The sequence below is a fragment of the Nonomuraea sp. K271 genome (genome assembly GCF_009908215.1).
Classification (GTDB): Bacteria; Actinomycetota; Actinomycetes; order Streptosporangiales; family Streptosporangiaceae; genus Nonomuraea; species Nonomuraea longispora.
The window spans coordinates 13,686-35,347 of record NZ_JAAAHR010000095.1 but is presented as its reverse complement, the minus strand read 5'-3'; the positions used below and the strand labels follow the sequence as shown (position 1 = coordinate 35,347).

The window sequence follows — 21,662 nt, the reverse complement described above, 5'->3', positions numbered from 1 at the left end:
GTTCCGGCGAGGGCCGGGGAGGCCCCCGGCCGTGTGCGGCGGGTGGGTGACGTTGGCGGTGCCGTAAGAGATGGAGGGTGTGGACGGGCCCGCCCCCAGGGGACGGGCCTCGAAATGGTCAGCCGGTCACGGTGATGCGGTCGGTCGCGGGCGGGGCGATCGGGTTGTCCTTGCCGAGGTGGTCGACGAAGGCGTCGATGTCGAGCGGCCCGCTCCACACGTCGGTGCCCTCCTGGAAGGCCAGGAACGCGTCGCCGCCGCCCACCAGGAAGTTGTTGGCCGCGACCCGGACGGTCTGCGTGTCGGTCACCGGCGTTCCGTCGATCTTCATGTCGGAGACCTTCGAACCCCAGGCGGCGCTGGTGCTGTAGGTGTAGGTGAAGTTCGCCGAGGGCTGCAGGATCTTGGCGAACGCCTGGTTGTTGGGCCCGCCGGGGAACTGCTGCTCCAGCACCGTCTTGAGCTGGGCGCCGGTCAGCGTGACGACCTGCATGAGGTTGTTGAACGGCTGAACGGTGAAGGCCTCGCCATACGTGACGATCCCGTCGCCTTCGCCGGCCGGTGACGACGCGTGCGACAGCGAGGCCCGCACCCCACCCGGGTTCATCAGCGCGATCTGCGCGTCGCCGCCGGTCCTCGTGGCGGCGAGCTGGGCGTCGGCGATGAGGTTGCCGAGGGGCGACTCGCCTGAGGGCGCGGCCGTGTTGGTGATGTCGGCGGTGATCGTGCCGACGGCCTTGTTGGCGACGGGGGCGACGCGGTCCTTCCACGTCTGCACGAACGTTGAAATTTCGGGATCTGGGGTGACTGTTCGGGTCACGACGTGGTTGTCCGCCACGAGCGAGGCGCGGTCGATGTCCCGCGTTCTGGCGTCCACCTTCATGTCCACCTGCGTGACGACCCGTCCGAAGGAGCCGCCCTGCGAGAACAGCCGGTTCCTGCCCGCCGGGTCCTTCACCGTGCACACGTACGCCTGGTGGGAGTGGCCGCTGAGCACCACGTCGATCTCAGCGTCCACCTGCGTCGCGATGCGGTTGCCCGCCCCCGGGACGGCGCTGCACGCGTCGGGCGACTGGCCCTCGTTCACCTGGTCGCCCTCGTGCACGAGCACCACCTGGGCCTTGACGCCCACGAGCTTGAGCAGCTTGGACGCCACGTTCGCGGCCTTGACCTCGTCCGCGAACGTGAGGTCCTTGATCCCCTCGCTCGACACGATGCCCGGCGTCGTCTTCGTGACCAGGCCGATGAAGCCGATCGGCACGCCGTTCATCCACTTGACGCTCACCGGCGGCAGCGCGGGCACGCCGAAGCCGGACAACGCCTGCTTGAGCCGCGCCGCGTTCGAGCCGCCGAGCGCGGCCAGTGCGTCGGTCTTCGCGTGGCGGTTCTTGAACAGCACGTTCGCGCCCACGTAGTCGAACTTCGCGCCCTTCCACTCGCCGGCGGGCGAGCAGCCGTCCACCGGGTGGCAGCCGCCCTTCATGATCCGCCGCAGCTCGGCGTAGCCCTCGTCGAACTCGTGGTTGCCCACCGCGGCGACCTTGAGCCCCAGCTTGCCCAGGAACTCGACGGACGGCTCGTCGTGGTAGGCCGCCGAGATCAGCGGCGTCGCCCCGATGAGGTCGCCCTGGGCCACAGCGATCGTGTTCCTGTCGGACAGGGCCTTCATGTGGGTCGCGACGTAGGCCGCGCCGCCGGCGTCGACCGTGTTGCCGTGCTCGTCGACCATGCGGCCTGAGGAGCCGGTCGGAGGCTCGAGGTTGCCGTGGAAGTCGTTGAGGGCGAGCAGCCGTACGGGAACCGTACGCGGTGGCTTGCTCGCGTCCGCCGGAAGGGCGGAGAGCGTGACCGCTCCCGAGGCGACGGCTCCGGCCAGCGCCAGCCGGAGGAAGGAACGAGACGTCATGGCCCAAGACGTTACGACCGTTGTCCGTGCAGCCGATGTCGCAAAGGTAACGATTTGCCGGGCGCTGCCATGGCGTTATTTGCCAGTCATAGGCCTAGAGTTCGTTCTGTGAGTGTGCGTGTGGAAGTTCGGCAAGTGCTCGATGACCAGGAGATCGCCGACGTGCTCGGCCTGGTCCAGGTCGCGACGGAGGCCGACGGCGTACGGCCGCTCAACGAGCACGTGATGCTCCATCTGCGCTACGGCGGCGACCCGCAGGCCCGCTCCCTGCTGCTCATGGAGGACGACACCCTGGCGGGCTACGCCCACGTCGACCCCACCGACGAGGTCGAGGGGCCCAGCGTGGAACTCGTCGTCCACCCCGCACACCGCCGCCGCGGCCACGGCACACGGCTGCTGAGGTCCGTGATGGACCTGGCGGGCGGCAGGGCGCGCCTGTGGGCCCACGGAGGGTATCCGGGGGCGGGGGCGCTGGCGGCCGCGTTCGGGTTCGAACGCGTGCGCTCGCTGTGGCAGATGCGCCGCTCCCTGTTCGCCCCGCTGCCTGCCGTCACCCTGCCTCCGGACGTCAGCCTGCGCACGTTCGTACCCGGCCAGGACGAGGAGGCGTGGCTCAAGGTCAACGCCGAGGCGTTCGCCCATCACCCCGAGCAGGGCGCGTGGACGATGGACGACCTGCTGCGGCGCGAGCAGGAACCCTGGTTCGACCCCGAGGGTTTCTTCCTGGCCTTCCGCGGCGAGCGGCTGGCCGGCTTCCACTGGACGAAGGTGCACGGCTCGTCCGCGCACGGCCACGAACCTCTGGGGGAGGTGTACGTCGTCGGCGTCGACCCCTCCCAGCAGGGCACCGGCCTCGGCAAGGCCCTCACCTTGGCCGGACTGCACCACCTCCGGGCGCGCGGCCTCGCCCAGGCGATGTTGTACGTGGACGAGGCCAACACGGCGGCGATCAGACTGTACGAGTCCCTCGGCTTCAACCGGTGGGACGTGGACGTGATGTACGCGGCTCCCGAGGCAGGCGTCCCGGCTTCCTGAGACGCCTACTCCACGATCGCGTGAAGGATGAAGTAGGAGACGGACGCCACGAGCGCCGCGGCCGGGATGGTGAGGATCCATGCCGTCACGATGTTGCCCGCGACGCCCCACCGTACGGCGCTGAGCCGCTTGGTGGCCCCCACGCCCATGATCGCTGACGTGATCGTGTGCGTGGTGGAGATGGGCGCCCCGAACCCGATGGCGGCTCCGTACAGCACGGTCGCCGCCGCCGACTCCGCGGCGAACCCCTGGGGCGGGTCGAGCGCGATGATGCGCCGGCCGAGCGTGCGCATGATGCGCCAGCCGCCGGCGTACGTGCCCAGCGAGATCGCACCCGCGGCGGCCAGGATGACCCACTGCGGGATCGGATCGTTCTTGTCGGCGAAACCGCCGACCGTCAGTGCCAGGAAGATGACACCCATCGTCTTCTGCGCGTCCTGCAGCCCGTGCCCGAGCGCCATGGCGGCGGCCGAGACGGTCTGCGCGTAGCGGAAGCCGCGGTTGGTCTTGCCGGGCTGGCTGTTGCGGAAGATCCAATAAATTGCGATCATGATCGCGGCGGCGAGACTGAACCCGACCAGGGGCGAGAAGATCATCGGGATGACGACCTTCTCCATGACGCCGTCCCAGTGCACCACGCTGGCCGAGGCCACCGCGGCGCCCACCAGGCCGCCGATGAGCGCGTGGCTGGAGGAGGAGGGCAGACCGAAATACCAGGTGATCAGGTTCCAGGCGATCGCGCCGATCAGCGCTGACGCCACGATGACCAGACCGTGCGAGCCGTCAGGCGCGTCGATGATGCCTTTGCCGACCGTCTGCGCGACCTGGGTGCCCAGGTGGGCGCCGATGAAGTTCATGGCCGCCGCCATGAACAGCGCGGCCCTGGGAGTGAGGGCCCGGGTCGAGACGGAGGTCGCGATGGCGTTCGCCGCGTCGTGGAATCCGTTGGTGTAGTCGAATGCCAGTGCGATGACGACCACGCAGATGACGAGGCCCAGCGTGAGGTCCACCGGGCTTAGCTTTCCTTGACCGCGATCGACTCGACGGTGTTGGCCACGTGCTCGAAGGCGTCGGCGGCCTCTTCCAGGGCGTCGACCACCTCCTTCATCTTCATGACCGTGAGGGCGTCGTACTCGCCGCTGAACAGCTTGGCCAGCAACCTCCGATAGACCTGGTCGCCCTGGTTCTCCAGGCGGTTGACCTCGATCCAGTATTCGTTCAGGTTCTTCATCGAACGCAGCCGCGGCATGGCCTCCGCGGTGAGTTCCGCGGCCCGCTCCAGCACCTCGACCTGCCTGACGACGTCTTTGGGCAGGTGGTCGATCTGATACAGCACGATGAGGTCGGACGCCGCTTCCATGGCGTCCATCACGTCATCGAGGTTGGAGGCGAGCCGGTAGATGTCCTCGCGGTCGAAGGGGGTGATGAAGCTCTCGTTGAGCCGGTTCATGATCGCGTGAGTACGTTCATCGCCGGCGTGCTCGCAGGCGCGCATCTTCTCGGCCAGGGTCTCCCTGTCCGATCCGTCGCTGATGATCTCTACCAGTAGCCGGGATGCGGTGACCAGGTTGTTCGCCGAGTCGGCGAACAGGTCGTAGTAGCTGTCCTCACGTGGCGTGAGACGCAGGCGCACGTCGTTCTCCAGATGTGCGGGGATGGTCCGTGGAAGAGGGTACGGGTAGCCAGGCGAAATACGAACTTCATGTCCCCTTCGCCTAATGGCTACCCGGAGCAGGTTGTACGACACCGGAAACCCCGGTAGTTTGGCCGCTTTTTGCAGCTCCAACTGACCTTAAACGGCCCGTCCGCATCGCCTCGACCCGGGGTACCCCTACTTCTCCGACCAGGATGTTCCCCGACTGTTCACCTGATGTTCATCTTTATTCAGATCTTCGTCCGGTGGAAGTTCCGGAACGACCGCGACGGGGTCGGCCCCCGCTGCCCCTGATAACGCGACCCGTACTTGTCGGACCCGTACGGATGCTCGGCAGGAGAACTGAGCCTGAACACGCACAACTGCCCGATCTTCATCCCCGGCCACAACTTGATCGGCAACGTCGCCACGTTCGACAACTCCAGCGTCACGTGCCCGTTGAACCCCGGATCGATGAACCCCGCCGTCGAATGCGTCAGCAACCCCAGCCGCCCGAGCGAACTCTTGCCCTCCAACCGCGAGGCCAGATCATCAGGCAGCATGATCATCTCGTACGTGGAGGCCAGCACGAACTCCCCAGGATGCAGGATGAACGGCTCGTCCCCCGCCGGCTCCACCATCCGCGTAAGATCCGGCTGCTCCACGGACGGATCGATGTGCGGGTAACGATGGTTCTCGAACACCCGGAAGAACCGGTCAAGCCGCACATCGATGCTGGACGGCTGGATCATGTCCTGGTCGAACGGATCGAGCACGAGCCGGCCGGCGTCGATCTCGGCGAGGATGTCACGGTCGGATAGCAGCACGCACTGCAACCTACCGTCTCGGAGGCGAAAGACCGCGAGGCGGGGATTGCTGATCCGGGGCAAGTTTCCGCTACAGTGGGGGACGCGGCTTTCGGTCGTACGCGGGTGTAGTTCAATGGCAGAACATCAGCTTCCCAAGCTGACAGCGCGGGTTCGATTCCCGTCACCCGCTCCAATCGAGAAAGCCCAGGTAGATCGATGAATGCGGTGCCTAGGCTTTGATCTTGTCTGGGTTTGGTTTCGCTGTCGTGCCAGATTCGTCCCAAACGATTGATCTTGCCGTGATCGCCCGACTGGTTCGAGTGCTCCGCCGTCGTCGTCAGCCCTCGCGTCGTCTCCGGGCTCCAGCCCTTGCTTGACGATCTCGCTCAACTGCGCAGGGCCGCAACCGCTTCAACGAGGCCGGCGCGCTCCAGAGCGTCGAGAACGTCATAGATGGTCTGTGGCGGCCTAGTGCGTGAGTCCGCGATCTGTTGCACGCAAGCCCAGACGACGCGGTCATCGAAGTCAATCTGATCAAGGACGAAATCGTCCGGGCTTTTGGCATCTACGCCCCATGTGGCCAGCGTCTCGACGGGGAAGTCCCGCAGGTTCGACGTCACGATCACCTGGGCGTTCGCCTTGATGGCTGCAGCCAGCACGTGCCTGTCGTCAGGGTCCGGCAGTTTAAGACCCTCGACGATCGGCTCGTACCCTTCCACAATGCAGTCGGGGACGGCGTCAATCATCAGTTCACGCAGGCGCTCCAGCTTGGCTGGAGCGAGATCCGGCAGATTCGCGGCGAGGTTCCGCTGTACCTCATCCAGGATCGCGTGCGTCCACTTCGCCTGGACCAGGCCAGATTGCGCTAGCCGGATCAGCAGGTCCCTTTGCGTGTTGCCGAATAGGGCATTGGCATCGTAGATCACGACAAAAGGCATGACTACAGCCCCAGCTCCTGGCCTAGTTCACTAAGTTCATCGGCTGCCCCTCTGCGCTTAACTGAATCCTGACGCTTGTACTCCATGAGGTCGTCGTGCCGGATTCGTCGATGCCTGCCGACCCGCCGGTACGGGATGGCCCCTGTCTCCAATAGGCTGATGAGATACGGGCGCGAGACATTGAGCATGGCTGCTGCCTGCTGCGTGGTCAGCTCCGCGTGTGACGGCATCACCTGCACGCCTCGCCCCTCGGCGACCTGAGCAAGGATGAAGGCCAGCATCGACACGGCTTCGCGCGGAAGGATCAAGGCGTCGTCGCCAACCACCTCTGCCGCAACCTCGATGGTCTCTTCCTCAGGATGTCGCATCAGGTAATCCTTGATGCGTCGTAGCGCCCGCTCTGACTGCCCCTGATCAAGGCTGCCCGGTTTGATCGAGCTTGCGAGTTGCGTTCCTGGCATGTGTGTATCCTTCCCCGTTCTAAGCGAAGTATCCGCAACAAGCGCAGCAAACGCAAGCAGCCGTGCTGTCGATCTCGGTCTACCTGCGCTGGCGCTGTCGCCAACGGATCTGACATTCAGGTGGGCGATGCCCGGAGTTGCAGATGAGGGGCCACTAGCGATCCCGCAGCGGGGGACGGGAGCGTCAGGTGAACAGGCACGGGCGTCGCGCAAGGCACTGGATCGCGGGAGGATCGTCGGGCCATTAAGAGGGTGACGAGGGGTCAACTACGGTCACTCAGGACCGGCTCGCTGCCCAGCCCAGCGCCCCAACGGGCCGTGATCGATGCAGTTCCCAAGCTGACAGCGCGGGTTCGATTCCCGTCACCCGCTCTCATGGTGAAAGCCCAGGTGAACCGATGGATTCGGTACCTGGGCTTTAGTGTTTCCTAGGGTCGTTGATCTCTGCGTGCCATTAGGGCTTGTGATCACCCGGTGGGAACCAGCACGCCAGGAGGATCGTCCTCGTCATCGTCGCGTGCCCGTTCGTGCCCGATCAGGTGCTTGTCGATGACTTCGGTGATCAGCTTGTCGGCTCCCCGGACCGCGTGCTGGTAGATCATCGCGGCGCGGACGTTGTCGTGTCCCATGCGGGCCATGAGGTCCTTGAGGCCCGCGCCCGAGTCCGCCGCGATCACGTTTCCCGTATGACGGAGATCATGGAAGTACAGCCCCGGGACGCCGATCGCCCGTACGGCCTCTATCCAGCCGGACAGCTTGTTGAACCCGCTCCGGCGCATGGGGCCGCCCTTGACTCCGGTGAAGACCAGAGATCCGGCTTCGGGCTTCACGTAGAGCCGCAGGTGCTCTCGTAGGGCTGGGGTGATCGCCTGCGGGATACCCACGATGCGCTTGCCGGCCTTGGACTTGGGCGGACCAATAACCAGCTCGCCAGTGGAGCGTTCCACATGGGCCAGGCCCACCCGGACCGTACCCGCGTCGAGGTCGAGGCCTGCTCGGGTCAGCGCGGTGATCTCGCCCCATCGCAGGCTCGCGAAGGTGGCCAGGAGCACGAATGCCCTGTACCGCCGATCGTGCGTGCTGTCGGCCTGCCCGGTGTCGATCATCCGCCACAGCGCCCGCTCGGCTTCCGCTCGCGTCGGGAAGACCTCCGGATACGTCCGCATCTCCCCATGCCGCTGGAACCGGGTCGTAGAGAGGACCGTCTCGTGGCTGGCGAACTGCCGCCGCTTACACCGACGCTACGAACGTCGGGCCGACCACTTCGCGTCCTTCGTCGCCATCGCCGCGGCTCTCCTCTGCTACCGCCGACTGGCCAAATGAGTCACCGTCTTAGGGGCGATCGTCGATCCGTGCTTCGTTCCTCAGCCCGGCTCACCGGACAGCGTGGTTGCGGTTGCTCTCAAGTTGAGGCCAGCCCATCGCGTCATATGGCTTCCGATGGCCGGCGGGCGAGGTGCCGCTTGGAACCTGCGGTGGTTGGACCGAGCGTGACACCGGGTGGCAGCGGGGATGGGGGCTTTCGGCTCCTAGGGATTACGCCGACCTGATACTCGTCTTCGTAAATGAGCTTTCCCGGATCGCTTGCCCGGATGAGGCCGCATCGCACGTCGTGAATTGACAATAGGTCACGCAACGGCTGGAGACGGGCAAGCATCGCGCCCGTGGTTGCGTCTTTGAACCATGTGACCGCGCCGACCGTGTTGCCATCGGCATAGAACGGCGGTTCGGGTAGGTGGTCGCGGAACCAGTCGTCGATGTCGAAGTAGAGTTCTTCTTCCTCTGGCGTGAGCAGGTTCTTACGGCGTAGGTGGTCAACGGCGACGAAGATACCGACCTCGACTCCCCATCGGCCGACGTAATCGACCTGAAGTCGCAGGTATGGCCCCTCGTTGATCATCTCGTCGTCAGGCACGGCATGCTCCGGAGTCTGGATGATGGGTGAGCTCTGTGTGGGATGCAAGAATTGGCAAGCCCGCGAGACACCGCATAGTCCACTCTTCGGTGTCAGAGCATGCTAAGAATTATGTCCGATCGTCGCACCGTATGCGTGTGATGGTCACGCCTTACACCAGCGCGAGCCCCACTTTCCTGCCCGACAGGCGCGAGTCAGTACCTGGAGTGAGCTACGAGTCGGGAGGCGAGGTGGGCTGCTCGGAGACGCAGGTGGAGGCACGATCGGCGTGCCATTAGCGTGCCATTAAGGGCGGTGACGAGGGCTCAACCACGGTCACTCACGACCAGCCTCAGTCAAATCCACAAGACGGTGTTGTAGATTTGCCAGATCTACAACATGTGTCTCGAAGTCATCGGGCCCTCGACGTAGATCCTTGGCTCGACTCGCATGCGAGCGTCCGAGACGCAGGACCTTGCCCCAAGGCTGCTGGCCCACCGAGTGCAGTCGCGCGCGTGCCCGTTTCGTGCCCGTTCCCCCGGCGATCAGCGGGGAGCCACGGGGACTCACGGTCATTCGACCGGCATATGCCAAGCTCAGCGTTTCCCCTGCTCACAGGCCATGATCTTGAAAGAGTTCCCAAGCTGACAGCGCGGGTTCGATTCTCGTCACCCGCTCTCATGGCGAAAAGTCAGGACAGGGATGGTTTCCCGACCTGGCTTCGATCGTTTCCGGACCTGTTGTCGATCTCTCGTGCAATTAGCCCGCGGGGGCCAGCACGCCCGCCGCGTCGTCGTCGCCTTCGTCGCGATCCCTGAGCTGCTGATCGATGGCGTCCGTGATCACCTTGTCGGCACCTCTGACCGCGTGCTGGTGGATCAGGGCCGCCCTGACGTTGTCGTGCCCCGTCCGCGCCATCAGGTCCTTGAGCCCTGCCCCCGACATCGCGGCCGGCATGTTCCCGGTGTGACGGAGATCATGGAAATGCAGTCCGGGCAACCCCATGTCCTTGACCACGTCGACCAAGCGCGTACGGGTGTTCAAGGCGGCGGGACACCGGGCCGGTCACCGCACGTCTGCCCCGCCGTACCGACCCGAACGCGCCGGCCGGGGTTGCCGCGCCGCCGCACAGATACAGCCCTTACGATCGCCAGGGTGTGGCTGGCCACCGTGCATGGCTGGGGGCGATCGACGAGCCAGGGCTACCGCCTGAGCTGTGGCATGAACAGGCCTTGGTGGGTGTCTTCAGAATCGATCAGGCGAATCCCGCTCAGCGGCACATCGCCTCGATGTGATCCGCGAAATGCGGGAACTCCGCTCGTGCGGTAGCCACGATCTGGGTTGGGGAACGGCGGCCGCCGGGTGCGTGTCGCTCGGCGATAATACGGAATGCCTCGTTCGGCTGTGCCGTGGAGTCGGTGTCCGCGAAGGCCTCGGCGGGGCCCAGGCCGGCGGCGAACAGCCAGAGGAGGTCGCCGAGATCGCGGGCGATCAGACCGTGCTCGCCCCCTGAGCCGATGTAGACGACGGGCTGGTCACTGATCGCCGCATCGGGCCGTACCAGCCAGAAGCCGGTGTAGTCACCCGCCCCGGTCGTGCCGAAGAAGCGGAACTCGCTGCCGTCGGCCTCTTGGTTGCCGGTCCACAGGCGGAACCACCACGCTGTCCGGCCGGGCTCCTCGAACTGGTCGTATAGCTCGAAGTCACAGCCGCGGGCCTCGTCGGTTTCCTCGTCCCATTCCCACTCGAAGCCGACCTCGGCCACCTCGGCCAGGGCAGTGGGCAATGCGAGACCTTCAAACATGTTCGCCATCCCCGGAAGGTTAGACGACCGTAGGGAGCGGTCGAGGTGGGGCTGCCTGCACGATGGACCCCCGAGTTGCTAGAGCGGTGTCACGTAGTTCGCGCGCTTGTCCTCAACTGGCCGGTAGGAAGAGCGCCGCCGAGCGGCTGCAGATCGGCATCGCGACCGTCAAGGCGCACACAGGCAGGCCGGCGGTCGAGAACCGGGCGCAGATCGCACTTCTGGTACGCGACACGGAGAAGTTTCCAGCCTGGCGCGGAGGGTCACACGGTTTCCTCCTCCATCACCGCGGTGGGCATGGAAATCCGCCAGGTGACGAAGGCGGCCGCGGCGAGCCCGGCGATGGCCAGCGAGCTGCTGGCGAGGAACGGGTCAATGCCGTCCAGGGCGGGAGCGAACCCGATGCCGACGTAGATCGTGACCCCGGTGGAGCCACCCAGTTGGTCGGCGGCTCGCTGGACACCGGAGGCGATGCCGGCGTCGTCCTCGGTCACTCCGGTCACCGCGACGTACTGCAACCCGACGAGCCCGAACCCCATCCCGGCAGCGACGAGCATCATCGCCGGAACCATCGCCCCAGCGCCGGCTTGGAGGCAGGCGACCAGAGCGATGGTTGCCATCGCCAGCACGGTGAAGCCGATTCCGGCCAGCACACACGCCCGGGCGCCCCACCGGCCGAGCAGCCGCGGAACCAGCACCGACGCCGCGATCAGGAACACCGCCAGAGGCATCATCACCAGGCCGGCCTGGAACGGGCCAGCGCCCAACCGGTCCTGCAGGTAGTACGTGAACAGCAGGAACGAGGTGGACAGCGCCGCACTCAGCAGGGCGGTGGCAAGGTTGGCCAGGACGCGGGGCCGGCTGCGGAAGAACGGCGGCGGCACCAGCGGGTTGAGCGAGCGGCGTTCGACCCTGATGAGCAGGGCCCCGGCTACCGCCGCACCGGCCAGCGCCATCGGCGGCAGCCACGGCAGCGTGCCGTCCGCCTCTCCTGCCTCGACGACCCCGAGGGTGAACAGCAGCGGAGCGGCGACCAGCAGGAGCGAACCGAGAAGGTCCACAGGTGACGGTTCGGCCGGCCGTTCACTCGGCACGAGGAAGACCACTGCGGCGAGTACGACCGCGACGAAAGGAACGGACACCAGGAAGATCCACCGCCAGCCCAGCAGCTCGATGATGATCCCGGAGAGTACGAACCCGAGAACGAGGCCACAGCTCGCGACGGCCGCCCACACGCTGAGCGCCCGCGACCGGCGCGGTCCCTCGGGAAACATGAGCACGATCACGGCCATCGCCGCCGGAAGCGCGACCGCCTCACCGGCTCCCTGCAGCAGCCGGGCAGCCACCAGGAGAGCGAAGGAGGGCGCGAGCCCGGCCAGCAGGGACGCGGCGCCGAAGAGGGCTGTGCCGAGCAGGAGGACACGTCGCCTGCCGAGTACGTCGCCCAGCCGCCCTCCGAACATCAGCAGCCCGCCACCGGTGATCGTGTAGCCGACCACCACCCAGGTCAGCGCGTGACTGTCGACATGGAAGCCGGCGCCGATCGAGGGCAGGGCAACGTTGACGACGGTCACGTCAACCGCGATGAAGAACTGCAGCATGGCCATGCAGCACAGCACCAGCCACGCGCGCACCGGGGACGATCCGTCCCGGCGCGAGAAGAGAATGCCTGAAAGCATCGAGTGCTCCGTTGCTCAGGAGAAGTTCCGAGCAGCACGAACGTGCCGCTCCGATATGACCCGGGAGCGGCGGACCGTTCAACACAAGTGAGACGAACACCCCGCCGCTTAGCGGAGCGTCCTCGTCACTGCGGCACAAGCGGCCGCGCACGATGCAGCAGACATGCCGGCGATGCTACCAACGCCTGAGCTGTCAGGGACGGCATGGCTCGTGACGACGGAGGTCGTCGGCACGGGCGAGGGCAAGCCATGCGGTGACCGTACGGTCGCGCAGGACGGCCTTGGCCAGCCCCTCGCTGTCGAGGACGAGGGTGCCACCCCGGAGTAGCGGGAGGACGGGTCACGCAGCCGCTCCGCCATCGGCGATCGCCAGAAGGGCATGCGGCTCGGCTCAATGTCGGTTCGCGCCCGGCCTGGGGTGGTTGCTTGATGGTGTGCGGACGGCAAGGGCCAGGCGCAGGGCTACGGTGACCGCGCCGGCGGCGGCCGCGGCGTACAGGGCGAGGGAAACGTCGGGCAGCCACATCGTCAGCCGGCGCGGGCCCGTCTCCCCGGCGAGCGGGACCAGCACGATCCACGGCAGCGCCCCCGCCAGGCTCCACATCGTGACCAGGGTGGTACGCCGGAGCGGGGAGGCGGGCCGGGAAAGGCGGCGGAGCAGGACGGCCGAACGCCCGGCTGCCAGGATCAAGCCCAGGGCGAGTGTCGTGACGCCCCACGTGGTCAGGTGGTAGCCGAGGGTCGAGGCGTCCGTGGGCGGCTGCGCACCCGCGAGGAGACGCGCGGCGCCGAAGCCGGTCTGCATGACCGCTTCGTCGTGCAGCGGGCCGTGCAGGTTCTGCTGCAGTACGAGGGCGAGGTCGTGCTGGGGAAGCAGGAGGAGCGTCGCCGAGTAGCCGAAGGTGGCGCCGGTGTGCCAGATGGCGCCGTCGAGTGGCGCGTCCAGGCCGCCCACCCGCCAGCCCAGCCCGTAGCCGGTGCCGGTGCCGGTGGGCTGAAGCCGGCCTTCCTCGCGCATGAGCCGTACGGAATCAGAGGTCAGGACATTGCCCCCACGTGCGAGTCGTCCCGAACGGAGCTGGAGCGACGCGAAGGCGGACAGGTTGCCCAGGTCGCCGCCCAGGTAACCGTAGGCCGCGCCGTGGGTGTCGACGCCGTCGGCGATCGCGGAGGGTGCGCCCCACAGGAACTGATGTCCCGGCGGGAGGTTCCGTTCGCGGGCCGAGGCGGCGTCGGCGATGGCGCCGTGCATGCCTGCCGGGTCGAGTACGGCGTCGCGGAGGTATTCGGGGAAGGGGCGTGCGGTGACCGACTCCACCACGGCGGCCAGCACCAGGTAGTTGGCGCTGGTGTAGGCGTACGTGCTGCCGGGCGGGCCGAGTGGGGTCACCTCGTCCAGGTCGCCGATGCGTCCGGCCGGGGGCGGGCAGTCCGGGGCCAGGCAGTCGGTCACCTGGAAGGTGGCCGACTCGGGGAGTCCTGAGGTGTGGTCGAGCAGGTGGCGGACGGTGACCTTGGAGGCGTGCGCGGTGCCGCCGAAGCGGAAGCCGGGCAGATGGTCGGTCACCTTGTCGTCCAGGTGGATTCGTCCGGATTCGACGAGGGTCATGATGCCGGTCGCCGCGATGGGCTTGGAGACCGAACCCCACAGGAACGGGGTGTCGGCGGTGACGCGCCCGCCTCGCCCGTCGACGCCCCAGGAACGTTGGTGGAGCGGACCGCCGGGGCCGACCACCGCGTAGGAGAGGCCGGGGACCTGTGTGGCCCGCATCCGTTCCTGGACGTAGGCGTCGATGGCGGCGTACCGGTCGCGGGGCTGGGCGGCGGCCGGTGTGATGGGGACGGCCAGCAGCAGGCAGAGCGACACAATCACCATGCTCGCGGCGGCGCGCCGGCGGCGGAGGGGCAAGGAGTCCTCGAATCCGGTGGATAACCGTATGGCGGTATGGTTTGTACCGTATGCTGGTATGGTTATCAAGTGGCAAGAACCGCCGACCATGAAGAACGCCGCCGGCAGATCGCGATGGCCGTCTGCGAGCTGATCTCCGACGCCGGGCTCGACGCCGTCACCGTGGCCCGTACCGCCCGGTCCGCCGGAATGTCGGTGGGGCTCGTGCAGCACTACTTCCGCACCAAGGACGAGATGCTTCTGCACGCTTTCACGTACGTCAGCGCACGCATCCGCGACCGGGTCGACGAGTTGATCCGTACGGGGATCCAGCACCGCAAGCCGATCTCCTGGCTCCTGGCCGAGGCCATGGCCCAGCTCATCCCCATGGACGAGACGCGCCGTACCGAGTTCCGGGTCACCAGGGCGTTCGCCGGGCGCTCGCTGGACGCCCCCGCGCTGGCCGACGTCGACGTCGGGACCGCCAGGAAGTTGCGCGACGACATCGCCCAAGCCATCCACAACGGCAAGGAATGCGGAGAAGTCGCGCCGGAACTGGACCCGTGGCTCGCCGCGACCCGCCTCGCCGCCATCACCGAAGGGCTGGCGATGCAGGTCTACCGCGACCCCGGAGGCGTGAACGGAGTGCCGGCAGCCGACATGTCGGATTCGATCATCAAGAACGAACTCGCCACCGTCTTCACCGGCGAATGCCACCAGTACGGTCGCCGCGTCGCCGGATCAGCCTGACGTGAGGGGTCATGATCCGGCCGGCGAACCTGCGGATCCCTGGACAAGATCACAGAAAGGCCAGCAGCAGCATGGCGCCGAGCACAAGCGCCGTCCACCACACCATCAGGTGGGTGGACCATGGCCGGGCGACCCGGCTGCCGGGCCGGAGCGGGCCCGTGGCGATCTCCCAGAGCTCCCCGCCACGGCGGCGCAGCACGGGCCCGATCCGTGCGCGGCCCGCGTCCGCGGCCCGCGACAACGCCCGCCAGCCCTGGGGGAGCGCCCGGCGGTAGACGTAGTCGGCGTCGATGTTGACCGAGCGCAGTTCGGGCGGGGATGCCGACGCCGACGACCATGAACCCGAGCTGGTTGATCATGCTGTACGCCAGGACCCGGCGCAGGTCGTTCTCGATGACCGCATAGAAGATCGGGAAAACGGCCATGACGAGGCCGACCCACACCAGCATCTCTGTGCCCGCGAAGCCGCGCGCCAGCGTGTAGACCGCGAACTTGGTGGTGAAGGCCGACAGCGCGACGGCGCCGACGATGGTCGCCTCGGGATAGGTGTCGGTGAGCCAGGAGTGCAGGAGAGGGAAGGCGCACTTGATGCCGATCGCGGCGAGGATCAGTGCACCGCCGGGCGCGTCCAACCCGAGGTGGCCGAACTCCAGTCCGGCGCCTGACTGGACCCGCAGCACGATCCCGGCCAGCATGAGCAGGCCGGACAGCAGTTGCACGGCAAGATAGCGGGTGGCGGCCCGATGGCTGCGCTCGTTGCGTCCCGCCCAGATCAGGAACGCCGACGACAACCCGGCCAGCTCCCAGAAGACGAACAACGTCACCAGGTCGCCCGCGAGTGTGCCGCCGACGGCAGCCGCCGCGTACACCAGGGTCATGGCCTGCTGCAGCGTGTCTCGCAGATGCATGGCGTAGACCATGGTCAGCAGCGCCGCGATCAGGAAACCCGTGGCGAACACCCGCGACAGGGCGTCCACCCGCACCGGCATCAGCTCCAGCCCCAGGAACTGCAGGCCGGGTGCGGTGCCCTCGGGTAGCCCCCACAGCAGGACCAGCCCGGCGACTGGCACCGCCGCCATCAGGGCGCGCCGGGGCAGGCCGCGCAGCAGCGGCACGCCGGCTGCGCCGAGGATCAGCAGCAGGGCGGGATTAGCCGTCATCGCCACCCCGCTCGTAGTAGTCCTCATCACGCCGCAGCACCCTGCGCAGCCCCTTGGCGACGATGACCAGGGCGAAGGCGCCGACGAACCCGTACACGGCGTGGAAGCCGAACCATTCCTCGACGGCGAAGTGCGGATGCTTGGTGTAGAAGAGGTCGGCGGCGAAGATCAGCGCGCACAGGACGGCCAGGCCGTACACGATGCGGGTCACGTTGCGCGGCTCGTCCAGCCGGCGGCGGTCGTCATCGTCGTTCACGGCACCTCCAGGATCCCGGCCAGCGGCGCGAGTACGGCCTCCGCGCCGAAGAACAGCGCCACGCAGCCGAGCGAACTGCCCCGCCTCGACCGCGCCCATCAGCAGCAGCCACTTGCTCCAGGTGCCGCCCAGGGGAGGCAGCCCGATGATCGAGAGGGCGGCGGTGAGGAACGCGGCGAACGTCCACGGCATGGCGCGGCCCAGGCCGTCCAGCTCGCTGACGCGAGTCCTGCGCGCGGTCACCGCGATCGCGCCCGCGCACAGGAACAGCGTGATCTTCCCGGCGGCGTGCGTCACCAGGTGGAACACCCCGCCTGCCACGGCGATGTCGCGGGCGAGGGTCGCGCCCAGGACGATGTAGGCGAGCTGGCCCACGGTGGAGTAGGCCAGGCGGCGCTTGAGGTTGTCGGACCTGATGGCGATCACGGCCGCCGCGACCACGGTGAACGCCGCCACCCAGCTCATCGGGGCCGCGGCTCCGGTCTCGGTGAGCGTGTCGATCCCGAAGACGTAGACGGTGACCTTCAGCACCGCGAACACCCCGGCCTTGACCACCGCGACAGCATGCAGCAGCGCCGACACGGGGGCGGGCGCCACCATCGCGGCGGGCAGCCAGCGGTGCACCGGCATCAGCGCGGCCTTGCCGATGCCGAAAAGGTAGAGGGCGAACAGCACGGTCAGCACGCCGGTTCCCGCGGTTCCGCCGAGCAGGCCTCCGGGGCGGAAGGTGGTGTCGCCGGCCAACACCCAGGTCCACACGACGGCGGGCAGCATGAGGCCGATCGAGCTGGTCAGCAGGATCGCCGCGTAGATGCGCGCGCCGCGGCGGGCCGCCGCGTCGCCACCGTGCGCGACCAGCGGCCAGGTCGCCACCGTCATGATCTCGTAGCCGATGAACAGCGTGACCAGGTTCGCCGACAGAGCGATCCACATCGCAGCCACGATGGCCAGGGCGAAGAAGGCAAAGAAGCGTGTCTGGTGCGGCGTCTCGCTCGCACGCAGGTATCCGGCGGCGAACACGGTCGTCACCGGCCAGAGCACCGCCGCCACGGTGGCGAACAGCAGCCCGAGCGGCTCCAGCGCGAACTCCAGCGACAACCCGGGCAGCCACGACCAGAGCGTCAGCCGTACGTCCTGCCCGGCGGCGGGCCACAGGCTGAGCATCGTGGCGGCCAATGCGACGCCGGCGGCCACCGAAGCGGCTTCACGTGCGGCTGGCCTGCGCCGCAGCAGGAGAACGGCCCCGCAGGCCAGAAGCGGCAGCGTCACGGCGACCGCCAGGAGGAGAGGCATCATCCACCACCGTTCAACAGCGCCTCGGCGGCGGACTCGGCGAACGAGGCCGGCAACGCCGCATCGAGACCGAAGACGACGGAGACCGCGACCAGGACCCACACCACTGCGGTCATCGACGCGGGCGCTCCTGACGGCTCAGCGACCGATGCGGGCTCGCGGAACCAGGCGGTCTCCACGATGCGCCCGATGTAACCGAGCGTCAGCAGGGAGCTGACCAGCATGGCCACGAGTACCGGCCACTGGCCGGCCTCGATGAGCGCCGAGGCCAGCGCCCACTTGCCGGCGAAACCAGCCGTCGGCGGCACGCCGACGAGGCCGAGGCCCGCGATCACGATCGCCGCGAAGGTCCAGGGCATGCGCCGGCCGAGGCCGGCCAGCGCGGACAACTGCACCGAGCCCAGCCGCACCAGCACGAGACCGGCGGCGGCGAAGAGGGAGGCCTTGATCACCGCGTGGTTGATCAGATGGAGGTAGGCGGCGGAGACTCCGGCGGCAGTGCCCAGGCTGATCCCGGCCAGGATGTAGCCGATCTGCGCGATGCTCGACCAGGCCAGCAGGTATTTCAGGTCGGTCTGGAAACAGGCGACGGCCGAGGCGGCCACTGCCGCCAGTCGGCCCGCCAGCAGGCCGAACCTGCCGACTGGCATCGTGCCGAAGACCAGGCCGGCGCCGAACACGGTGAAGGTGAGCCTGCACAACACGTACAGAGCCACCTTGGTGCTCGTGGCGGCCAGGAAGGTGCTGACCGCCGATGGCGCCTCGCCGTAGGCTCCCGGCAGCCAGGCGTGCAGCGGGAAGACCGCCGCCTTGACCGCCAGGCCGACGAAGACGAAGACGGCGGCGGCGTAGAGCGCCCGGTCGCTGTCGGCCGCGGCCAGGCGCGCCGCCAGGTCGGCCATGTTCAGGGTGCCCGTGACAGCGTAGGCCAGGCCGATGCCGATCAGCACGAACGTCGCGCCCACCGTGCCGATCACCAGGTAGCGGAAGGCGGCCGGCAGGGCGCGACGCCGCGGGCCCAGCGCGACCATGGCGTAGGTCGACAGGGAACTGATCTCCAGGAAGACGAAGGCGTTGAACACGTCGCCGGTGACTGTCAGCCCCAGCAGGCCACCCAAGGTGAGGCAGAGAAAGGTGTAGAGCAGCGGTGCCCGACGGTCGTCGATCTCGGTGCGCACGCTTCCCAGGCTGTAGACGGCCGCGCCCGACACGACCAGCAGTACGGGGGTGTTGTAGCCGGCGACCACGAACTCGATGCCGTACGGTGGCGCCCACCCGCCCACGGCGTAGTGCAGCGGGCCGTGTGCCGCCACCTGCCGGGCGAGTACGGCGGCGCAGGCCAGCGAGCCGAGCGCGGCCACCAGGAACACCAGCCACGCCAGGCTCCGGCGGCGCAGCAGCACGCACAGCGGCGCGCACCCAAGGGGAATGAGCACCTGCAACACCGGCAGGTTCGCGATCATGAGGCGGCTCCGTGCCGGTCCTCGTCACGCTCTCGCATGTCCTGTTCCTCCACGGTGCCGTAGGCCTCGAAGATGCGCACAGCCAGTGCCAGGCCGACCGCGAGGGTGGCGACGCCGACCACGATGGCCGTCAGGATCAGCACCTGGGGAAGCGGGTGGGAGTAGGTCTCGACCTCCGGGGAGATGATCGGCGCGCTGCCGTCTTCGACCTTGCCGAGGCTGATGAAGAACAGAAAGACCGAAACCTGGAAGAGCGTGAGCCCGATCATCTTCTTCAGCAGGTTGCCGTGGCTGATGACGACGTAGAGGCCGACCATCATGAGGGCGAACAGCAGCCAGTAGACGTAGTGCGTACCGCTCATCGCGTGGGCCTCCGGCCGGCGAAGGCGAAGAAGATCGAGGTCATGACCGCCGCGACGGTGATGCCGATGGCCGCTTCGACGGTCAGGATGCCCAGGTGCTGAGCGGCGGGCCCGTCGGCGGGCAGCAGCGTGCCGTAGTCGAGGAACGAGCCGCCCAGCAGCATGGTCACCACGCCCAAACCCATGAAGAGTCCCCAACGGGAAGCCGGACAACCTGCAGCAATGCGGCCCCTGTGCCGCCCACGCGGTAGATCGGGCCGGCTCACGGCGGTGAGCGTGGTCTCCAACGCCGACGTCACGTCCTTCAGCTGCGAAGATGCTCCGTCGGTCCCATGACGATCAGCGTAGGGATCACGAGCCGCCGGCGTCAGTCGCCGGCCAGGGCGACAGTGTGCCCCGCCGCGAGCCCGACACGACTCCAGCTCCTTGAGCGCGCTCGGCGCGGGCGGGCCGCCGTCGCGCCAGGCAGGGTGCGGCTCCGGCAGCGGCCGGGAGTCAGCCGGGCTGCTTGTCCTGCCGGCGGCGGGTGATCTCGGTGATCCAGACGGGTGCGTACGGCGACGTGCAGCCCGGCGACGTCGGGTAGTCCTTGAGCACCTCCAGGCGTTCCCCGATGTCGATGGCGCGGGCCCGCAGGTCGGCGTGCTCGATGCCGATCTGGGCCAGGCAGTGGTTCATCGCCCACTGCAGGCGGTCGGGGGCGTCCTTCATCCGCGTCTCGATGACGTCGAGCAGCCCGGAGAGGTCGAGGGTGTCGGGTTTCTTCGTCACGCGTTCGGTGGTCAGGGCCCAGCCGGCGCTCGCGACCACGGGGTCGGGATCGGCGAACCAGGCCAGGCGCAGTTCTTCGGCGTGCGGGCTCTTCTTGACCACGTAGTTCACGAGCCAGTCGTGCACCTTGGGCGTACGTGACTCGCGGACCATGGCGTCGAGCTCGTCCCGTTCGTACGCCTTCGGGCGGCAGATCAGAAGGGCCAGCAGCCTCGCGGCGGTGTCATCCGTCGCCCAGAGCCGGCGCGCGAGCTCCGGCTGGGTCTTCAGCCGCTTGGCGAGCGCACGCAGCTTGCCGAGGTTGACACCGTGATCGTCACCGTGTCTCTCGTTGACCGCGCGGATTTTCGGGTCGTCGAGGCCGGCCAGTTCGGCCATCACCTCGTCCACCGTCGTCCCGGTCGCTGTCGTCTGGGCCATCACAGCCTCCTGTCCGTCGGGCGCGTGGTCGAGCCTACGACGGGGGCCGGCCTTGCGTACATTCATGCGGCTGCTCGGCACTCCCCGCCGGTCACAACCGGCACAGCGCCCGCATGGCGTCCTGCTCGATGCGCGCGAGGTCGTGGAGGACGGCGCCGGCCTGGTCGAGGTGGCGCGCGTCGCCGCTCTCCCCGGCCTTGGCGATCAGGGCCGACACGTCCGTCCACAGGGCGGCGGCTTCGGTGTAGAGGTCGTGGGCGGTGCGCAGGCGGTGGTCGTCGACCATCCGGGCGCACTCGCCGAGGAAGTCGCGGTAGAGGGCGCGGAACAGGGCGCCGCCGGTGCCGCCCTTCTCCATGAGCAGCGCGGCCTGCGGCAGGTCCCGCTGCGGCTCGCCGGCGCGGCGCAGCCATCCGGGCACCTTCGTGCCGGCCTTGGCGATGCCGCGGTGGCCGAGGTTCGCGATGGGAGCGGCGAGGAAGGCGTCGGCGCAGTGCTTGATGGCGGGGACGATCTGGTCCTGCCAGGCGGGCGGGTGAGCGGGGAGTGCGAGGGTGAAGGACCGGTGTCCGGCGGTCATCGGGCCGCGTTCGGCGCGTGCCCTGGCGAGGCCGGCCAGGCCGGTGCGGACCGCTCCTCCCTGCTGCTCGGTGTCCACCAGGTGGGCGTCGTGCTCGTCGTAGCCGTACATGGCGACGACGTGGCCGCCGAAGTGCACCTTGGTGCGGAAATAGTCCAGATGGTACGAGTCGAGCTGCAGGCCGACCGGCCGGCCGGCGTCGATGGGGGCGGTGACGTTCTCCCACGCCCTGCGCGGCGAGGTGGTCTCCTTGACCGTCAACGTCAGTCCGAGTCTGGCGGCCAGGTTCCTGGTGAGGTCGAAAGGCCTGACGCGGCCCGCGAGGAAGGGGAACGCCATGCCCTTGCTGTCCCAGTAGAGGAAGGACAGGCCCGAGCCCAGCCCGAACAGCATGGGTTCGGACAGGTCAAGGCCCTCGTGCCGGAGCAGCACGCCGAGCGCCGTCGTCTCGCAGTGGTGCATGCCGCGGGGCTCGACGTCCTTCACGATGGTCATGTCTCGCTCTCCTCATACCGAATACCGACGCGCATGCCGCAGGCATCCAGCATGGGGCCTCCCAC

At 67.9% G+C, this 21,662-nt stretch carries 20 protein-coding genes, 1 tRNA gene and 2 pseudogenes; 4 read left to right on the top strand and 19 right to left on the bottom strand.

Features of this window, described 5'->3' with window-relative positions; genetic code table 11:
• Window positions 1-118: 118 nt before the first annotated feature.
• Window positions 119-1,906, bottom strand: coding sequence for a bifunctional metallophosphatase/5'-nucleotidase (locus GUY59_RS28365; protein WP_138202681.1), 1,788 nt, complete (start codon window positions 1,904-1,906; stop codon window positions 119-121).
• A 108-nt stretch (window positions 1,907-2,014) separates the two neighbouring features.
• Here GUY59_RS28365 and mshD point away from each other — a divergent pair, with 108 nt between their 5' ends.
• Window positions 2,015-2,941, top strand: a complete 927-nt coding sequence (mshD, locus tag GUY59_RS28360) for a mycothiol synthase (RefSeq protein ID WP_252375049.1) — start codon at window positions 2,015-2,017, stop codon at window positions 2,939-2,941.
• 5 nt (window positions 2,942-2,946) lie between these two features.
• Here the strand turns inward: mshD and GUY59_RS28355 are convergent, their stop codons facing one another.
• The 3 genes from GUY59_RS28355 to dcd form a co-directional block, all read right to left on the bottom strand.
• The gene (locus tag GUY59_RS28355; protein WP_138202685.1) at window positions 2,947-3,951 is read right to left on the bottom strand and encodes an inorganic phosphate transporter; all 1,005 of its coding nucleotides are present in this window, start codon (window positions 3,949-3,951) and stop codon (window positions 2,947-2,949) included.
• Window positions 3,952-3,956: 5 nt separating this feature from the next.
• Entirely contained in the window at window positions 3,957-4,574 is a 618-nt protein-coding gene (locus tag GUY59_RS28350; protein WP_132627671.1) for a DUF47 domain-containing protein, read from the bottom strand.
• Window positions 4,575-4,825: 251 nt separating this feature from the next.
• Window positions 4,826-5,401 carry a dCTP deaminase gene (gene dcd, locus GUY59_RS28345; protein ID WP_138202687.1) on the bottom strand — a complete coding sequence of 192 codons (576 nt, stop codon included), beginning with the start codon at window positions 5,399-5,401 and terminating at the stop codon, window positions 4,826-4,828.
• Between the two features lie 101 nt (window positions 5,402-5,502).
• Between dcd and GUY59_RS28340 the strand changes: the two genes are divergently transcribed.
• Window positions 5,503-5,576, top strand: a tRNA-Gly gene (locus tag GUY59_RS28340).
• 193 nt (window positions 5,577-5,769) lie between these two features.
• On the opposite strand, the gene GUY59_RS28335 is transcribed toward GUY59_RS28340, so the two are convergent.
• From GUY59_RS28335 to GUY59_RS28325, 3 genes are all read right to left on the bottom strand, one after another.
• On the bottom strand, window positions 5,770-6,321 hold the full coding sequence (locus GUY59_RS28335; RefSeq protein ID WP_138202689.1) for a PIN domain-containing protein: 552 nt from the start codon (window positions 6,319-6,321) through the stop codon (window positions 5,770-5,772).
• A 2-nt stretch (window positions 6,322-6,323) separates the two neighbouring features.
• Window positions 6,324-6,782 (bottom strand): helix-turn-helix domain-containing protein, encoded by a 459-nt coding sequence (locus tag GUY59_RS28330; RefSeq protein ID WP_132335149.1) that lies wholly within the window; start codon window positions 6,780-6,782, stop codon window positions 6,324-6,326.
• Between the two features lie 467 nt (window positions 6,783-7,249).
• Window positions 7,250-7,888: a tyrosine-type recombinase/integrase gene (locus tag GUY59_RS28325; RefSeq protein WP_161714740.1), complete on the bottom strand. Its 639-nt coding sequence runs from the start codon at window positions 7,886-7,888 to the stop codon at window positions 7,250-7,252.
• Window positions 7,889-7,913: 25 nt separating this feature from the next.
• Here GUY59_RS28325 and GUY59_RS51460 point away from each other — a divergent pair.
• Window positions 7,914-8,105: pseudogene (locus GUY59_RS51460) on the top strand (transposase); the annotation flags it as partial.
• Between the two features lie 103 nt (window positions 8,106-8,208).
• On the opposite strand, the gene GUY59_RS28315 reads toward GUY59_RS51460, so the two are convergent.
• From GUY59_RS28315 to GUY59_RS28285, 5 genes are all read right to left on the bottom strand, one after another.
• Window positions 8,209-8,697 (bottom strand): hypothetical protein, encoded by a 489-nt coding sequence (locus GUY59_RS28315; protein WP_138202694.1) that lies wholly within the window; start codon window positions 8,695-8,697, stop codon window positions 8,209-8,211.
• A gap of 738 nt (window positions 8,698-9,435) precedes the next feature.
• Window positions 9,436-9,720: a hypothetical protein gene (locus GUY59_RS28310; protein WP_138202696.1), complete on the bottom strand. Its 285-nt coding sequence runs from the start codon at window positions 9,718-9,720 to the stop codon at window positions 9,436-9,438.
• 226 nt (window positions 9,721-9,946) lie between these two features.
• Window positions 9,947-10,489, bottom strand: a complete 543-nt coding sequence (locus GUY59_RS28305; protein WP_236667586.1) for an SMI1/KNR4 family protein — start codon at window positions 10,487-10,489, stop codon at window positions 9,947-9,949.
• A 254-nt stretch (window positions 10,490-10,743) separates the two neighbouring features.
• Window positions 10,744-12,159 carry an MFS transporter gene (locus GUY59_RS28295; protein ID WP_236667585.1) on the bottom strand — a complete coding sequence of 472 codons (1,416 nt, stop codon included), beginning with the start codon at window positions 12,157-12,159 and terminating at the stop codon, window positions 10,744-10,746.
• A gap of 391 nt (window positions 12,160-12,550) precedes the next feature.
• Complete coding sequence (locus GUY59_RS28285; RefSeq protein ID WP_138202698.1) at window positions 12,551-14,035, bottom strand: serine hydrolase domain-containing protein; 1,485 nt, start codon at window positions 14,033-14,035, stop codon at window positions 12,551-12,553.
• A gap of 102 nt (window positions 14,036-14,137) precedes the next feature.
• Between GUY59_RS28285 and GUY59_RS28280 the strand changes: the two genes are divergently transcribed.
• Complete coding sequence (locus GUY59_RS28280; protein WP_138202700.1) at window positions 14,138-14,797, top strand: TetR/AcrR family transcriptional regulator; 660 nt, start codon at window positions 14,138-14,140, stop codon at window positions 14,795-14,797.
• Between the two features lie 329 nt (window positions 14,798-15,126).
• Here GUY59_RS28280 and GUY59_RS49065 read toward each other — a convergent pair.
• The 7 genes and pseudogenes from GUY59_RS49065 to GUY59_RS28245 all read right to left on the bottom strand — a co-directional run.
• Window positions 15,127-15,675: pseudogene (locus GUY59_RS49065) on the bottom strand (proton-conducting transporter transmembrane domain-containing protein); the annotation flags it as partial.
• Window positions 15,676-15,946: 271 nt separating this feature from the next.
• Window positions 15,947-17,509, bottom strand: coding sequence for a complex I subunit 5 family protein (locus tag GUY59_RS28270; RefSeq protein WP_138202704.1), 1,563 nt, complete (start codon window positions 17,507-17,509; stop codon window positions 15,947-15,949).
• Window positions 17,506-18,969: a proton-conducting transporter transmembrane domain-containing protein gene (locus tag GUY59_RS28265; RefSeq protein ID WP_138202706.1), complete on the bottom strand. Its 1,464-nt coding sequence runs from the start codon at window positions 18,967-18,969 to the stop codon at window positions 17,506-17,508. The genes GUY59_RS28270 and GUY59_RS28265 overlap by 4 nt, the downstream gene beginning before the upstream one ends.
• On the bottom strand, window positions 18,966-19,331 hold the full coding sequence (locus tag GUY59_RS28260) for a cation:proton antiporter subunit C (protein ID WP_138202708.1): 366 nt from the start codon (window positions 19,329-19,331) through the stop codon (window positions 18,966-18,968). Before GUY59_RS28260 ends, GUY59_RS28265 begins: the two co-directional genes overlap by 4 nt.
• A complete protein-coding gene (locus GUY59_RS28255) occupies window positions 19,328-19,516 on the bottom strand; it encodes a hypothetical protein (protein WP_138202710.1) in 189 nt (62 codons plus the stop codon). Before GUY59_RS28255 ends, GUY59_RS28260 begins: the two co-directional genes overlap by 4 nt.
• Window positions 19,517-19,826: 310 nt before the next feature.
• Entirely contained in the window at window positions 19,827-20,522 is a 696-nt protein-coding gene (locus GUY59_RS28250; RefSeq protein ID WP_138202712.1) for a DNA alkylation repair protein, read from the bottom strand.
• A 91-nt stretch (window positions 20,523-20,613) separates the two neighbouring features.
• Window positions 20,614-21,597 (bottom strand): BtrH N-terminal domain-containing protein, encoded by a 984-nt coding sequence (locus tag GUY59_RS28245; RefSeq protein WP_138202715.1) that lies wholly within the window; start codon window positions 21,595-21,597, stop codon window positions 20,614-20,616.
• Between the last annotated feature and the right edge of the window lie 65 nt (window positions 21,598-21,662).

Bases quoted from the DNA above. Each gene is read 5' to 3' on its own strand.
- GUY59_RS28325 (WP_161714740.1), bottom strand. From the start codon at position 7,888: ATGATCGACACCGGGCAGGCCGACAGCACGCACGATCGGCGGTACAGG.
- GUY59_RS28245 (WP_138202715.1), bottom strand. From the start codon at position 21,597: ATGACCATCGTGAAGGACGTCGAGCCCCGCGGCATGCACCACTGCGAG.
- GUY59_RS28335 (WP_138202689.1), bottom strand. From the start codon at position 6,321: ATGCCTTTTGTCGTGATCTACGATGCCAATGCCCTATTCGGCAACACG.
- GUY59_RS28250 (WP_138202712.1), bottom strand. From the start codon at position 20,522: ATGGCCCAGACGACAGCGACCGGGACGACGGTGGACGAGGTGATGGCC.
- GUY59_RS28295 (WP_236667585.1), bottom strand. From the start codon at position 12,159: ATGCTTTCAGGCATTCTCTTCTCGCGCCGGGACGGATCGTCCCCGGTG.
- GUY59_RS28365 (WP_138202681.1), bottom strand. From the start codon at position 1,906: ATGACGTCTCGTTCCTTCCTCCGGCTGGCGCTGGCCGGAGCCGTCGCC.
- GUY59_RS28305 (WP_236667586.1), bottom strand. From the start codon at position 10,489: ATGGCGAACATGTTTGAAGGTCTCGCATTGCCCACTGCCCTGGCCGAG.
- GUY59_RS28270 (WP_138202704.1), bottom strand. From the start codon at position 17,509: ATGATGCCTCTCCTCCTGGCGGTCGCCGTGACGCTGCCGCTTCTGGCC.
- GUY59_RS28285 (WP_138202698.1), bottom strand. From the start codon at position 14,035: ATGGTGATTGTGTCGCTCTGCCTGCTGCTGGCCGTCCCCATCACACCG.
- GUY59_RS28265 (WP_138202706.1), bottom strand. From the start codon at position 18,969: ATGATCGCGAACCTGCCGGTGTTGCAGGTGCTCATTCCCCTTGGGTGC.
- GUY59_RS28330 (WP_132335149.1), bottom strand. From the start codon at position 6,782: ATGCCAGGAACGCAACTCGCAAGCTCGATCAAACCGGGCAGCCTTGAT.
- GUY59_RS28260 (WP_138202708.1), bottom strand. From the start codon at position 19,331: ATGAGCGGTACGCACTACGTCTACTGGCTGCTGTTCGCCCTCATGATG.
- GUY59_RS28255 (WP_138202710.1), bottom strand. From the start codon at position 19,516: ATGGGTTTGGGCGTGGTGACCATGCTGCTGGGCGGCTCGTTCCTCGAC.